Annotated in this window: 18 protein-coding genes and 1 pseudogene; all 19 read left to right on the forward strand. The window is 37.3% G+C overall.

Features of this window, described 5'->3' with window-relative positions:
- The 19 genes and pseudogenes from fliG to flhB all read left to right on the forward strand — a co-directional run bounded on the left by fliG (position 1) and on the right by flhB (position 14,848).
- Complete coding sequence (gene fliG / locus AC1MGI_RS12520) at positions 1 to 1,023, forward strand: flagellar motor switch protein FliG (RefSeq protein WP_480345542.1); 1,023 nt, start codon at positions 1 to 3, stop codon at positions 1,021 to 1,023.
- Positions 1,016 to 1,777 (forward strand): flagellar assembly protein FliH, encoded by a 762-nt coding sequence (gene fliH, locus AC1MGI_RS12525; RefSeq protein WP_480345543.1) that lies wholly within the window; start codon positions 1,016 to 1,018, stop codon positions 1,775 to 1,777. Before fliG ends, fliH begins: the two co-directional genes overlap by 8 nt.
- The gene (gene fliI, locus AC1MGI_RS12530; RefSeq protein ID WP_480345544.1) at positions 1,777 to 3,096 is read left to right on the forward strand and encodes a flagellar protein export ATPase FliI; all 1,320 of its coding nucleotides are present in this window, start codon (positions 1,777 to 1,779) and stop codon (positions 3,094 to 3,096) included. The genes fliH and fliI overlap by 1 nt, the downstream gene beginning before the upstream one ends.
- Before the next feature lie 3 nt (positions 3,097 to 3,099).
- Positions 3,100 to 3,540, forward strand: a complete 441-nt coding sequence (gene fliJ, locus AC1MGI_RS12535; protein WP_480345545.1) for a flagellar export protein FliJ — start codon at positions 3,100 to 3,102, stop codon at positions 3,538 to 3,540.
- 11 nt (positions 3,541 to 3,551) lie between these two features.
- A complete protein-coding gene (locus tag AC1MGI_RS12540; protein ID WP_480345546.1) occupies positions 3,552 to 4,160 on the forward strand; it encodes a MotE family protein in 609 nt (202 codons plus the stop codon).
- Positions 4,161 to 4,198: 38 nt separating this feature from the next.
- Positions 4,199 to 5,542, forward strand: a complete 1,344-nt coding sequence (locus AC1MGI_RS12545) for a flagellar hook-length control protein FliK (RefSeq protein ID WP_480345547.1) — start codon at positions 4,199 to 4,201, stop codon at positions 5,540 to 5,542.
- Positions 5,543 to 5,551: 9 nt separating this feature from the next.
- Positions 5,552 to 6,199, forward strand: coding sequence for a flagellar hook assembly protein FlgD (flgD, locus tag AC1MGI_RS12550; protein WP_480345548.1), 648 nt, complete (start codon positions 5,552 to 5,554; stop codon positions 6,197 to 6,199).
- Positions 6,200 to 6,210: 11 nt separating this feature from the next.
- Positions 6,211 to 6,597 (forward strand): TIGR02530 family flagellar biosynthesis protein, encoded by a 387-nt coding sequence (locus AC1MGI_RS12555; protein WP_480345549.1) that lies wholly within the window; start codon positions 6,211 to 6,213, stop codon positions 6,595 to 6,597.
- A 74-nt stretch (positions 6,598 to 6,671) separates the two neighbouring features.
- Complete coding sequence (locus AC1MGI_RS12560) at positions 6,672 to 7,943, forward strand: flagellar hook protein FlgE (protein WP_480345550.1); 1,272 nt, start codon at positions 6,672 to 6,674, stop codon at positions 7,941 to 7,943.
- Between the two features lie 149 nt (positions 7,944 to 8,092).
- Positions 8,093 to 8,191: pseudogene (swrD, locus tag AC1MGI_RS12565) on the forward strand (swarming motility protein SwrD); the annotation flags it as partial.
- A 106-nt stretch (positions 8,192 to 8,297) separates the two neighbouring features.
- Positions 8,298 to 8,729: a flagellar basal body-associated protein FliL gene (gene fliL / locus AC1MGI_RS12570; RefSeq protein WP_480345551.1), complete on the forward strand. Its 432-nt coding sequence runs from the start codon at positions 8,298 to 8,300 to the stop codon at positions 8,727 to 8,729.
- Positions 8,730 to 8,784: 55 nt separating this feature from the next.
- Entirely contained in the window at positions 8,785 to 9,771 is a 987-nt protein-coding gene (gene fliM / locus AC1MGI_RS12575; RefSeq protein WP_480345552.1) for a flagellar motor switch protein FliM, read from the forward strand.
- 1 nt (position 9,772) lies between these two features.
- Positions 9,773 to 10,972: a flagellar motor switch phosphatase FliY gene (fliY, locus tag AC1MGI_RS12580; protein ID WP_480345553.1), complete on the forward strand. Its 1,200-nt coding sequence runs from the start codon at positions 9,773 to 9,775 to the stop codon at positions 10,970 to 10,972.
- Positions 10,973 to 10,990: 18 nt separating this feature from the next.
- Entirely contained in the window at positions 10,991 to 11,353 is a 363-nt protein-coding gene (locus AC1MGI_RS12585) for a response regulator (RefSeq protein WP_049680789.1), read from the forward strand.
- Between the two features lie 19 nt (positions 11,354 to 11,372).
- Positions 11,373 to 12,044 carry a flagellar biosynthetic protein FliO gene (locus AC1MGI_RS12590; RefSeq protein ID WP_480345554.1) on the forward strand — a complete coding sequence of 224 codons (672 nt, stop codon included), beginning with the start codon at positions 11,373 to 11,375 and terminating at the stop codon, positions 12,042 to 12,044.
- Positions 12,037 to 12,702 carry a flagellar type III secretion system pore protein FliP gene (gene fliP / locus AC1MGI_RS12595; RefSeq protein ID WP_403073343.1) on the forward strand — a complete coding sequence of 222 codons (666 nt, stop codon included), beginning with the start codon at positions 12,037 to 12,039 and terminating at the stop codon, positions 12,700 to 12,702. The genes AC1MGI_RS12590 and fliP overlap by 8 nt, the downstream gene beginning before the upstream one ends.
- Positions 12,703 to 12,714: 12 nt before the next feature.
- Complete coding sequence (fliQ, locus tag AC1MGI_RS12600) at positions 12,715 to 12,984, forward strand: flagellar biosynthesis protein FliQ (protein ID WP_403073345.1); 270 nt, start codon at positions 12,715 to 12,717, stop codon at positions 12,982 to 12,984.
- 3 nt (positions 12,985 to 12,987) lie between these two features.
- Positions 12,988 to 13,764 carry a flagellar biosynthetic protein FliR gene (gene fliR / locus AC1MGI_RS12605; RefSeq protein WP_480349780.1) on the forward strand — a complete coding sequence of 259 codons (777 nt, stop codon included), beginning with the start codon at positions 12,988 to 12,990 and terminating at the stop codon, positions 13,762 to 13,764.
- 1 nt (position 13,765) lies between these two features.
- Positions 13,766 to 14,848, forward strand: coding sequence for a flagellar biosynthesis protein FlhB (flhB, locus tag AC1MGI_RS12610; RefSeq protein WP_480345555.1), 1,083 nt, complete (start codon positions 13,766 to 13,768; stop codon positions 14,846 to 14,848).
- Positions 14,849 to 14,864 lie beyond the last annotated feature (16 nt).

The raw sequence follows: 14,864 nt of genomic DNA on the forward strand, positions 1-14,864 counted from the left end.
ATGAAGGTGTCAGAACGAAAGAAAAAAGGACTTACTGGAAAGCAAAAAGCAGCCATCCTTCTTATTTCTCTTGGACCAGATGTGTCTGCTTCTGTTTATAAGCATTTGTCCGAGGAAGAAATAGAAAGACTTACACTTGAAATTTCTAGTGTTAGAAAAGTAGATTCACATGACAAGGAAGAGATCTTAGAAGAGTTTCATAATATAGCCCTAGCACAGGATTATATTACTCAGGGAGGCATTGGATATGCCAAACAGGTACTGGAAAAAGCGCTAGGTCCTGATCAGGCTGCTACTATTATTAATAGACTGACTTCTTCATTGCAAGTTCGGCCATTCGATTTTGCAAGAAAAGCAGATCCTGCCCAAATTCTAAATTTCATCCAAAATGAACATCCGCAAACGATTGCGTTAATCCTTTCATATCTGGATCCAGCTCAAGCTGGACAAATCCTTTCAGAGCTGCCACAGGAAGTACAGGCAGATATAGCGAGAAGAATTGCAATCATGGATAGTACTTCTCCTGAGATCATTAATGAAGTGGAACAAATTCTTGAAAGAAAACTATCAGCAACCGTTACACAGGATTATTCACTAACGGGTGGAATTGAGGCAGTTGTTGATGTGCTTAATGGTGTAGACCGACAAACGGAAAGAACGATATTGGATGCACTTGAAATTCAAGACCCTGAGCTTGCTGAAGAAATTAAGAAGCGGATGTTCGTCTTCGAGGATATCGTTACACTTGATGGACTTGCGATTCAACGTGTTATTCGCGAATCTGATAATGAAGATCTTAAATTATCACTTAAGGTTGCAAGTGTTGAAGTGAAGGAAATCGTCTTTCGAAATATGTCGAAACGAATGGTTGAAACATTCCAAGAAGAAATGGAATACATGGGACCCGTACGCTTGCGTGATGTAGAAGAAGCACAATCAAGAATTGTTGGGGTCATCCGCCGTTTAGAGGAGTCTGGTGAAATCATCATAGCTCGCGGCGGAGGAGATGATATTATTGTCTAGAATTATTAAATCCCAGTTTGCCAAGACAGCTGAAGTAAAAAATAAACAAATCAAGATTCGTAATTTCGATTTGTCTGATTCACCTGAGGAGCAAGTAAATGTTCAAGAATATTTGATTACAGAGCAAATAGAGGATGCAAAGCGTGAGGCAAAAGCGCTTATTAAAGAAGCTGAAAGTAAAGCCAATCAAATCTTTCAAGAAATTGAGCAAGCCAAAGAGTATTGGGAAAATCATGAAAAAGCAGAGCATATGAAGCAAGCCTATGATACTGGCTTTGCAGAAGGTGTACAAACTGGCAGAAGTAGTGGGTATGAAGAGTGGATAGACAAAATCAATCAGGCGAAAGAGATTGCCGACTCTTCAAAGGAAGAATATATAAAATATATGAATTCTTCAGAAGCGATGATTTTAGAATTGGCTATTGCTGTTGCTGAAAAAATTATTGATCAGAAACTAAAAGAATCGAGCGAAGCTTTTTTATCTATCGTAAAAAGGACGATTAAAGAAGCGAGAAACTATCGAGAAATTCAACTTCATATAAATCCTGTACATTATGAGGAAATAATAGAACAAAAAGAAGACTTACAAGCCATGTTCACAAAAGAAACGGCCCTAATTATTTATCCTGACCCTGAACTATCAGAAGACAGCTGTCTGATTGAGTCTGCTAACGGAAGAATTGACGCTAGTGTTGATAGCCAGCTAAGAGAAATTAAGGATAAACTAGTCGATCTGTTAGAAGGGGGTCAATAATGAAAGCAAGTGATCTATTAGCCCATATTCCAGAATTGAATACGTTTAAGCACTATGGCAGGGTAAAGCGTGTGGTAGGTTTAATGATAGAATCGCAAGGACCTGAAAGTTCTATAGGGGACGTTTGCTATATCTACACGGAAACAAAAAACAGAAAAAAAAAGATTCGTGCTGAAGTTGTCGGCTTCAGAGACGAGATCGTCATTCTAATGCCTTACACAGCAGTGACTGAAATTTCTCCAGGTAGTATAGTGGAAGGCACTTCTAACTCTCTTGAAATAAAAGTAGGGGCTGGCTTATTAGGCAAAGTCATCGATCCTCTTGGATTTCCTTTGGATGGTTCACTGCTCCCAAAAGGACTTTCTTCTGTACCGGTTGACCAAGATCCTCCTAATCCTATGGAAAGACCTCCAATTGACGAACCGATTGATGTTGGAGTCAGAATGATTGATAGTTTACTAACAGTCGGCAAAGGACAACGGGTCGGTATTTTTGCTGGGAGCGGTGTTGGGAAAAGTACTTTGCTCGGGATGGTAGCCAGAAATACAACAGCAGATTTAAATGTGATTGGACTAGTCGGCGAACGTGGTCGGGAGGTGCGGGAGTTTATTGAGAAAGACCTTGGTCCTGAAGGCTTGGCACGTTCGATCGTAGTTGTAGCAACATCTGACCAGCCTGCTTTAATGAGGATAAAAGGAGCGTTAACAGCGACAGCCATTGCGGAATATTTCAGAGACAAAGGTCTTAACGTTATGCTCATGATGGATTCAGTAACTAGGGTTGCGATGGCGCAACGAGAAATCGGCTTAGCTGTTGGGGAGCCGCCAACTACAAAAGGATATACGCCTTCTGTTTTTTCCATACTCCCTCGCCTACTAGAACGTACAGGAACGAATCAACTAGGAACGATTACTGCTTTCTATACCGTACTGGTAGACGGAGACGATATGAATGAACCGATAGCTGATACCGTCCGTGGGATATTGGATGGTCATTTCATTCTTGATCGCAAGCTGGCCAATAAAGGACAATACCCAGCGATTAATGTGTTAAAAAGCATCAGCAGGGTGATGAATAATATCGTTGAAAATAATCAAAAACTTGCTGCTGAAAAATTACGAACAGCTTTAGCTACTTACATAGAGTCAGAAGATTTAATTAATATCGGAGCTTATAAAAGGGGATCATCGAAGGAGATCGATGATGCAATTAAAATGCAGCCTCAAATCATATCCTATATGAAGCAAGGCACACATGAAAAAATGTCGCGAGAAGCAAGTGTCTTTAATTTGAAACAGTTGATGGGAATAGGTGAATAAAAGATGATCTTTCAATATAAATTCGACAAAATCCTAACCATTAAAGAGATCGAGAAAAATGAAGTCTTAGCAAAATATAATGAAACGATAAAAAGATTTGAAGAAGTTGCTGAAAAGCTCTATAAGCTGCTAAAGAAAAAAGAAGATCTGCTGCAATTTCAACAAGAAAAGCTTACGCAAGGTCTCACTGTTCAAGAGATTCGTCATAATCAACAATTCATGGATAATCTTGAAAAAATCATTGTGCACAATCAGAAAGAAGTGATTCAAGCCAGACATGCAATGAATATGCAACAAAGCAAGCTGATGGAAAAAAATATAGAAGTAAAGAAATATGAAAAAATCAAAGAAAAAGATTTCCAAGAATTTCTAGAAGATATAAAAGAGGCGGAAAACAAAAATATGGATGAAATTTCTATTCGTCAGTTTCTTAGTAAAGGTTAGTAGGTGATCGCATGAAAAAGATAGACGAAACAGAGCATGTAGAGTCGAACAAATTTCAAGTCATATTATTTAGTGTCCTCATATTTCTTTTGTTTACGCTATTAGTTCTAGTCATCTACTTAAGCTTTACAGGAACGAACGTATTTAAAAAATCAAAAGAATTTAGTGAAAAGATTCCATTTGTTTCTCAACTCTTAGACAGAAACGATGAAAAAGATCCAAATTCCTCGACTGAAGATTTCCAGGAAAAAGTTGTTGACTTAGAAGCTGAGATTAAAGATCGTCAATCGGAGATAAAAAAGCTAGAAGGTTTAATAGATTCTAGAGATAAACAGCTTGAACGAACCGAACTTGAAAAGCAACAATTAGAAATGGAAATCGAGGAACTACGTTCGACTCAAGAAATAAATAATCGTGCGTTTCAAGATATCGTCAAAACATACGAAACGATTTCTCCCAAAAAATCTGCACCTATCATTTCTAAAATGGGTGATGAAGAGGCTATAAAGATTCTTAGTAGTATTAAAACGGACAAGCTTGCAGCAATACTAGAGCAATTGACGCCAGATGATGCGGCAAGATTTACAAAGCTTTTAGCTTCTAAAGACAGCACGAATTAAACGCGCTAATCTATTTTAATTTGAAGGGAGGTGAAAAAATGAACGCAGGAATGGTAATGGCTTCTATGCCAGCTTCGGTAAGCAAGACTCAAAATCAAACGGCTGTAAAAACGTCGGATAACGAGCATACATTTGGCAGTATTTTTGGAAATATAATCTTATCACCAGAAGCAGAGGTTGCTGAACCGATTGATGCTGGCATACTTACTGAAGAGCAACTGTCCATTTTAAATGAGCTCATCAATGAACTAAAAGCAGGCGAGCGTGATGGGGGAGAAGAATTCAATCCAGATGTGGATGAAACTATACCATTAGTGGTTGCGGATCTAGGGAATTTGCAGCAAGTAACAGATAATGCTATTTCAGGTGTGGAAATAGAAGATAACCCGATCGTTTACCAGTCATTAAATTCTGTAGTACTTGAAGAACGTGATCTAATCACAATGATGAATCTGCTTAATGAGAAGATTGAAGCGAATGAAGAAATGGATATAACAGACATATTGCCAATCTTAACTACTTTAGCAAATATGGATGAGTCTCAATGGAGTCGGGTAGATATAAACAAAATTGGCGAAATTCTTACATTTACCAAATTACAAGAAGCCATGATTTCGGCCAACCAGATAGCAGATAATGAAGCAGTAATCAGTAAGATTTTGAAACAGCAGCTGGACATGATTTTGACAAAACTAGAATCCATGGTAGAAAGTAAGCAACAACAGCCATCTGCATCTTCTACGTTTAATAAAGTGTTGGCTGATGGAGCATCACTTGCTTTAATCAAGAATACATATATCCGAAATTTTGCGAGTGTAAACCAAGAAAGTGAAAAAAACTTGGTTCAAACACCATCATTAAAAGCACCTGAGATCACGCAAACTGGTCAATCCTTTATGCCACAAATGTCTAAATTAGAACAATTTGTATTAACTGTTGAAAAAGGCGGGCAACCAGTTACCCAAGAACAATTTGTAAAAGCATTTGAAACGATATTGAATAAATCAAGTTTTACAAATGCAAATGGTACGCAAAAGCTATTGATCCAATTAAATCCTGAGCATCTTGGGTCAATAAGAATTGAACTTATTCAAAAGGATAATGTGATGGTCGCAAGAATTATGGCATCAACGGCACAGGCGAAAGAGATGTTAGAGGGTCAATTACAAGGCTTGAAACAGTCATTTGTCGGCCAAGGTATTCAGGTAGAAAAAATAGAAATATCACAACAACTTAGTACATTCTCTCAAGAACGATTCTATCAAAGAGATTCAGACACGTCTGAGCAGCAAAACCAACAACAAGATCAGCAAGCTGATGAAGAAACTGCCACAGAGTTTATTAATCAATTTGAAGAAGCCTTATTAAATGTTGAAGTGTAGGTGAGAAAAATGACAACAATTGATACATCATTACTATTGTCGAACAATCCAAAAAATAAAGTAACCAGCAAGGGCGATACACTTGGCAAAGATGATTTCTTAAAGCTATTGATGGCTCAGCTACAAAACCAAGACCCAACAAGTCCTATGGATAATACAGAATTTGTCTCACAAATGGCGACATTTACTTCTTTGGAACAAATGACAAACATTGCGACTGGAATTAATAGCTTAATCGATATTCAAAAACAAAATAGCCTTTTAGCATACAACAATTTTGTTGGCAAAGAAGTGACTTGGCATAAAATTAATACGGACGATACGGGTGAGTCTGGAGAAATAAATGTTGAAGAAGGAACAGGTGTTGTTTCCTCGTTAGAATTTAAAAATAACGAAGTCACTTTTGTTTTAGAAGATGGAACAAAATTGGAGCCAGGCAATATCTCTAAATTGAATGCAACGTCATCGAATAATAGTTTATTATCTTCTAGTGAATTAATCGGCAAGCTCGTTACTTATTTAAGTTCAGAGAGTGAAGAAGTCTCAGCTATTGTTAAATCGGTATTACAAAAGGACGGAAAAACAGTATATGAGCTAGCGGATGAACAGTCAACTAAATTGACTGCAGACCAGCTTATAAAAATCTCTACACCTTAAGGAGTAGAAATATGAAACCGAATGGATTCAGACCGATATCCAATCTGCACACGCAACTTATTACAGCAAAACAACCACAAAACAAAAATGAAAAAACAGGTTTTGCCGCTCAATTTCATACAGCTGTTCAGACTAAATCAAGTAATCTTTCAATTAGTAAACACGCGCAAATGAGACTAGATCAAAGAAATATTCACATCGACGAAACGACTTGGATCAAGATTGAAGCAAAAGTTCAAGAAGCAAAAAAAATCGGGATTACCGATTCATTAGTAGTTCTGGAAAATGCTGCACTTGTGGTAAGTACGAAAAACAACACCGTCATAACGGCCATGGACCGGGCCGAATCAGCTTCTCATATTTTTACGAATATCAATGGAACGATTCTTTTAGATTAAATGGGCTGGACCTGTAAAGGAAGCCTTGGCTGTGGAATGACAGAAACAGCCGATTATGAAAGGAGAGCGAAAACATGCTTCGTTCAATGTACTCAGGAATTAGCGGGTTAAAAAACTTCCAAACAAAATTAGATGTAATAGGTAACAATATTGCTAATGTAAATACTTACGGTTTCAAGAAAAGTAGGGTGACATTTGCAGATACGATGAATCAAACGATATCTGGTGCCAGTGCATCTACCGCCAACCTCGGCGGTAAAAACTCGAAACAGGTTGGTCTCGGCTCAACGGTGTCAACAATCGATACCATTCATGATCAGGCAAGCTTGCAAAATACAGGACGTTCACTTGACCTTGGAATTTCAGGTGATGGCTATTTCGTAGTAGCAAACGGTAATGCTTTGTCATATACACGTGCTGGAAACTTTTATCTAGACAATAATGGTACGTTGGTAAATGGTGATGGGTATAAAGTGCAGGCTTATAATACGAATGGAGTGCTTGGGGATGTTACAGTTAACGTGAATGCTGTGATGCCAGCGACTGTAACCAAAAAAATCAATTTCTCGGGTAATTTATCTAGTGACACAATTAATGGAAAATCATTTACCCAGCAAATGAAAGTTATAGATGATAAAGGTGTCGCACATACGATTGATGTTCATTATGTAAAAACTACTACAGCAAATAAATGGGACGTATATGTAGGTGGAGAGAGTCCATTTAATTCCGATGGTACACTAAAGAATGGTACAGCTATCTCACCAATTCCTACTACAGGTCCTGATGGTGCTAGAGTTGCGGATACAACCATTGAATTTACTGCAACAGGAGTAACTCCAAAAAATCATAGTATGGCCATTAGTCTACCTGATCCAGAAATTGCGGAAAGCTCATGGAAAACAATAAATGGGGTAAATTTAGATTTTACTGAATTAACCCAAATCAATGACCCAACAACCGCCCAAGGCATACCAGATGGTAGCACTGAAGGCTCCCTAGAAAGCTTCACAATCGGCCAAACGGGTGAAATCAGTGGAGTTTATTCAAATGGTCAAGTTAGAACATTAGGTACAGTAGCAATCGCCAAATTCAGCAACACATCCGGTCTTACTAAAACGGGTGGTAACCTATTCCAAGAATCGATCAGTTCTGGAACAGCGAATATTGGGTTAGCTGGTGACGGACGAGGAACGCTTGCGGCAGGATCACTTGAAATGTCTAACGTCGATCTTTCAGAAGAATTCACGGATATGATCGTAGCACAGCGTGGTCTTCAAGCCAATACTAGAATCATCACAACATCAGATGAAATCCTTCAAGAACTAGTGAATTTAAAACGATAAGTTAAGGGAGGGAGGAGGGTGATTCAATAGAAAGGGTTAGACCACGCATCTACGATTTACAGTAGGAAAACAGTTAAACAACTCTGTGAATTGTATGTGGAGAGTGAGGTCAGACCCTTTAGAGTCATCCTCTATAAATTATTATTAAAGTGACAAGGTTAAATGGTACTAGCTACACAATCAATGCTTTATTCATAGAAACCATAGAATCACATCCAGATACCACGATTACTCTGACGAATGGGAAGAAACTTGTTGTGAAGGAAAAAGAAGCAGAGATCATTCATTCAGTTATTCAATTTTACCGTTTGGCCAATGTAATCGGAATTCGTAGAGAGGAGGATGGTTCCGAATATGAAAAATAAGCTTTTGACCATCATATTAATTATTCTCGTTGCGATTACGTTGGTAGGCGTTGCCTCAGTAGCAGCTATTGCTTATTTTAAAAATGATCAGGCTAATGTAGAAAAAGAGCCTAATATTGATGAAATTATTAAGACTTCGGTTAATGTTCCGGAGATTACTACGAATCTTGCTAATGGCGATTTTATTAGGATGACGCTGACGATTCAAACAGATAATAAAAAAGCAAAAGAAGAGCTTGAAAAAAGAGACTTTCAAGTCAAAAACCTTTTAATTACCGAGCTTTCTGAATTAAAATCAGACATGTTGCGAAGTAAAGTTGGCAAAGAGCAGTTCCAAGAAAGTATGAAAGCGAAGCTGAATGAAATTATGCAAGAAGGAAAGATTGTACAGGTTTATATAACCTCCTCGATCCTTCAATAAGTAAACTTCCGAGGAATTGTACGAATTTGAAGGAGGAATTTTGGAGGTGAAATAATTGTCAGGTGAAATACTGTCACAAAATGAAATTGACGCTCTTCTCTCGGCACTTTCAACAGGGGAAATGGATGCGGATGAATTAAAAAAAGAAGAATCTGAGAAAAAAGTAAAGGTATATGATTTCAAACGTGCTTTACGTTTTTCAAAGGATCAAATTAGGAGTTTAACAAGAGTTCATGAAAACTTTGCTCGCCTACTAACGACCTATTTTTCCGCTCAACTAAGAACGTATGTGCAAATTTCTGTTGCTTCTGCCGATCAAATTCCTTATGAAGAATTTATTCGCTCGATTTCGAAGATGACCATACTAAATGTTTTTGAAGTTCCTCCATTAGATGGAAGAATTATTATGGAAGTCAATCCTCATATTGCTTATGCAATGATGGATCGGGTACTGGGGGGGAGAGGCGTAAGTGTCAATAAAGTGGAAAATTTGACTGAAATCGAAACAAGAATAATGTCGAATCTATTTGAAAATGGTTTTGAGAATTTTCAAGAGGCGTGGGCAGGTATATCGGAGATTGAACCTGTTTTAACAGATTTCGAAGTGAATCCGCAGTTCTTGCAAATGGTTTCTCCGAATGAGACAGTTGTCGTTATATCACTTAATACCCAAATCGGGGAAACGTCAGGAATGATTAATATTTGTATTCCTCATGTTACATTGGAACCAATTATCCCGAAGCTTTCCGTTCATTATTGGATGCAGAATAAGAAGAAAGAACGTTTACCAGAAGAGGTTAAAGTACTAGAGGAAAGAATAAAACATGGAGAGCTGCCGATAATAGCTGAATTAGGAGAGACCGACATATCAATTCAAGATTTTCTAAATCTCGATATCGGGGATGTTATTCAACTGAATAAGACGATTGAAGAGCCATTGAGTATTAAGATTGGTGAAGTGCCGAAATATGTAGCTCAGCCAGGAAAAGTAGGAAAAAAATTAGCCATTCAAATTCTTGAATACATAAAGGAGGAGGACTGAGATGGTAGGTGATGGAATGCTTTCACAAGACGAAATCGATGCTTTATTAAAAGGCACAGATGATCAATTTGATCAGAAAAGTGAACCTCAAATTGATGAATATTTATCGTCTATGGAGCAGGATGCTTTAGGGGAAATTGGGAACATCTCGTTCGGTAGCTCGGCAACTGCACTGTCTACTTTGTTAAATCAAAAAGTTGATATTACGACACCGGCAGTTACAATTATTGAAAAAAGTAAACTTGCAGAGGAATTCCCTCATCCATATGTAGCCATTCAAGTCAATTATACAGAAGGTTTTTCTGGAGGAAACCTTCTTGTTATTCAACAAAGAGATGCCTCGATTATAGCGGATCTCATGCTCGGTGGAACAGGCATTAACCCGCCTGAAATGTTGGGTGAGATCCAATTAAGTGCAGTTCAAGAAGCAATGAATCAGATGATGGGTTCTGCAGCAACTTCTATGTCTACTGTGTTTAGTAAAAGAGTGGATATTTCACCGCCAAGTCTAGAATTAATTAATTTTATTGAAGGACAAGGCAAAGACACAATCCCTGACGACGATCTCATTGTGAAAATTTCTTTTCGACTTTTAGTTGGTAATTTAATAGATTCTAATATTATGCAGCTATTGCCTTTGAACTTTGCTAAAGAATTAGTTGCAGAATTATTAAACCCAGCTCAGTCAATTCCTGATTCAAATGCTTATCAGGAGGAAGTTACGCAAACGAATCATGCAAAAGAACCAGTTGAACAAGAGTATTATTCTGAACATACAAATGATCAAACTCAGCAACCAGGAAGTGTACCGACGTCAAGCTATCATGTTCCACAACAATCGGGTCCACAGCATTTAGGATCAGGATCTCATGCACAACCAGTAAATGTACAACCTGCTAGTTTTACTAGCTTTCAAACCTATCAAATGCAAGAATCAGAAGCTAAAAATTTAGATATGCTATTGGATATTCCACTTCAGGTAACGGTTGAGCTTGGTAGAACAAAACGCTCAATTAAAGAAATTTTGGAACTATCATCAGGATCGATTGTCGAGCTTGATAAACTAGCAGGGGAACCAGTGGATATTTTGGTGAATAACCGGTTAATAGCTCAAGGTGAAGTAGTTGTAATTGATGAAAACTTTGGAGTTCGAGTGACTGATATTGTCAGTCAATCGGACCGACTAAAAAAACTCAGATAAATTGGAGGAAATTGAATTATGGCTCACAGAATTTTGATTGTTGATGATGCAGCATTTATGAGAATGATGATTAAAGACATATTGTCGAAAAATGGTTTTGAGATCGTTGGAGAAGCAGCGGATGGGGCGCAAGCAGTTGAGAAATACCGCGAGTTACAGCCTGATCTTGTCACAATGGATATTACAATGCCTGAAATGGATGGAATTACAGCCTTAAAAGAAATTAAAGCGATTAACCCTGCAGCAAAAGTAATTATGTGTTCTGCTATGGGACAACAAGCAATGGTCATTGATGCCATTCAGGCTGGTGCACGGGATTTCATTGTAAAACCATTCCAAGCAGATCGTGTACTTGAAGCAATTAATAAAACATTAAGCTAAAAAATAAGAGGGTGTCATTTTGTTTTCTGTTAAAAAATGGATTACTATCCTAATAATAATTGTTTTCGGGATGATAAGTTTTCAGGGGCAAATTTTTGCAGAAGATCTGACTAATCAAACCGTAAAAGATGCTTATAGTAGCCTTGAGAAACCAAATGATACAAAAGAAGCAGAGAAAGCTGTCAAACAAAAGGACGATGCAAAAGTTGAAAGCTCCCCAAGTAAGGAGCTTTCAATTTTAGACTTTGTTCGAGTAGCTACTGCTATTATTTTTGTTGTAATTTTACTCTACGGATTACTTTGGTTTATGAATAAAAGAAATAAAGCCTTTCAGAAAGCTAATTTTGTTGAAAACCTCGGCGGTACTAGTCTAGGATCTAATCGCTCTGTGCAGATTGTAAAAGTGGGTAGGCGAATCCTTGTTGTAGGTGTTGGCGAAAATATATCTCTGTTAAAAGAGATTGAAAATCAACAGGAATATGAAGAAGTCATTAACAATCATAATGAGAAAATGGATAATATGATGGTTCCAAGAGATATAGTAGCCAAAATGAAAGAAAAATGGGGGCAAAAAGAAAACAAAAGTCATAATTTTTCATCTCAATTAAGCACGCAGCTTAAAGAGATAGCTAAAACAAGAAAAAAAGTATTGAGTGAGCTGGATAAAAAGGAGAGAGACTTGAATGAATGAATTTATGCAGCTATTCAATAGCGGTGATCCAGCAAGTGTCTCAACTTCAATAAGACTCATTCTTTTGCTCACTGTCTTATCTCTTGCTCCGAGTATCCTAATTTTAATGACTTGTTTTGCAAGAATTGTGATCGTTTTAAGCTTCGTCCGAACAGCTCTAGCTACTCAACAAATGCCTCCAAACCAAGTTCTTATTGGACTTGCTTTATTCATGACATTTTTCATAATGGCTCCTACATTCCAGGAAGTGAATGAGGTTGCATTAACTCCTTTGTTTGCGGAAGAAATTAATTTAGAAGAAGCGTATGACCTTGCGGCTAGTCCATTTAAAGAGTTTATGAGTGCACATACACGACAAAAGGATCTCGCATTATTCTTAGATTATGCAGGGGTAGATAAACCTGAAACGATACAAGATATTCCACTAACAGCGCTTGTTCCGGCCTATGCGATTAGTGAAATGAAGACGGCCTTTCAAATTGGCTTCATGATTTTTATTCCTTTTTTAGTTATTGATATGATTGTTGCGAGTATTCTTATGTCCATGGGAATGATGATGCTGCCGCCGGTCATGATTTCACTCCCCTTCAAGATCCTCTTATTTGTCTTGGTAGATGGATGGTATTTAGTCGTGAAATCATTATTACAAAGTTTCTAAGTAGGTGAGGTAATGAACGAAGATTTTGTTGTAAAAGTAGCTGAACAAGGAATTTATACGGTATTAATTGTTTGTGGACCTTTGCTTTTGATTGCGCTTGGAATTGGTCTGGCTGTAAGTATTTTTCAAGCGACAACGCAAATTCAAGAACAAACACTAGCTTTTGTACCCAAAATCGTTGCTGTATTGTTGGGGCTTGTGTTTTTAGCGCCATGGATGTTAAGTCATTTATTATCATATACAAGTGAAATATTCAATAATTTAAGTAGATTTGTAGGTTAAATGATGCAAGAATTATTGCCGCATTTCCCAGCTTTTTTATTAGTTTTAGTACGCGTTACAGCTTTTTTTGTAACCATGCCTATTTTTTCACACCGTACGTTGCCGACCACATTCCGAATAGGGATCAGTTTTTTTCTAGCTTGGATTATGTACTATACCATCGATTCACCCATTCTAGTGATTGATGGTACATATATGCTTCTAATTCTGAAAGAAGTAATCATTGGATTAGCGATTGGACTTGTCGCTTATATGATTATGGCAGCAATTCAAATTGCTGGAGGGTTTATCGATTTTCAGATGGGTTTTGCTATTGCGAATGTAATCGATCCTCAAACTGGGGCACAAAGTCCGTTAACAGGGCAATATTTATACACGATATCGTTATTATTTTTATTGGTAACGAATGGCCACCATCTTCTTTTGGATGGCATTTATTATAGCTATCAATTTATCCCGATTGATCAGGTAATCATTCCATTTGGTAATGAAAACTTGATAGAATTTATTATCAAGGCATTTAGCCAGATGTTTCTTATTGCTTTACAAATGTCGATTCCTGTTGTCGGAAGTTTGTTTTTGGTTGATATCGGCCTCGGTATCGTTGCAAGAACAGTGCCACAGTTAAATATCTTCGTTGTTGGAATTCCTTTGAAAATGCTTGTTAGTTTTCTTGTACTAATGATTGTAATGGGCATGATGATGGTCGTTGTTCAACATTTGTTTGAATATTTACTTGTCATTATGAGAGGTTTGATGCAGTTGATAGGAGGGGCCTAGTATGAATGGACTGCGTCTGGACTTACAGTTTTTTGCTGGAGAGAAAACAGAAAGGGCCACTCCTAAAAAAAAGCAGGATTCACGGAAAAAAGGACAAGTTGCGAAAAGTCAGGATGTTAATACGGCGATAAACTTGCTTGCGGTATTTCTACTTTTACTTTTCATTGGTCCTTTTATGTTGGGGGAAATATCCAACTTGCTTATTGAATTCTTCCAAAATTCGATGCTTGTGCAAGTTACTGAAGAAAATGCTCCATTATTATTGATAGAAGTTTTAAAAGAAATGGGACTCATCTTAGCTCCTATACTGGCAGCCGCTTTAATCGCAGGTGTAGCAGCAAATTATATGCAAATAGGATTTATGTTTTCTACAGAAACGATTCAGCTAAAACTTGAAAAATTAGATCCAATTAAAGGATTTAAACGTATATTTTCAATTCGGGCAATTGTCGAATTACTAAAATCAATATTAAAAATATCAGTCGTAGGCTTAGTCACATTTTTTGTTATTTGGCAGAGAATGGATGAAATTATGGTGTTGTCAAAAAAGTCAATAGGGAATGCCATGACAACTTTAGCTGGTATTACGGTGAAGGTTGGTATTTATGCGAGTATTGCCTTATTGGTTTTATCGCTATTAGACTATCTTTATCAGAAATATGACTATGAAAAAAACATCCGGATGTCTAAACAAGATATTAAGGATGAATATAAAAATATAGAAGGCGACCCGCTTATTAAATCTAAAATTAAACAAAAACAGCGTGAAATGGCGATGCAACGCATGATGCAAGAAGTACCTAAGGCAGATGTAGTGATTACAAACCCAACACACTATGCAATCGCCTTAAAATACGATAATCAAAAATCTGATGCACCTTATGTGATTGCGATGGGAGTAGACTTTGTCGCACAAAAGATTAAATATATTGCAAAAGAAAATGAGGTAGTGCTGGTTGAAAATCGACCGTTGGCAAGGGCTCTTTATGATCAAGCAGAGATTGGACAAGCGATTCCTGAAGAGTTCTTTAAAGCGGTCGCGGAAATACTTGCTTTTGTTTATAAGACAAAGGGGAAAATTTAAGTCATGTAATGGATTT

The sequence above is a fragment of the Peribacillus sp. BM1 genome, assembly GCF_056679975.1.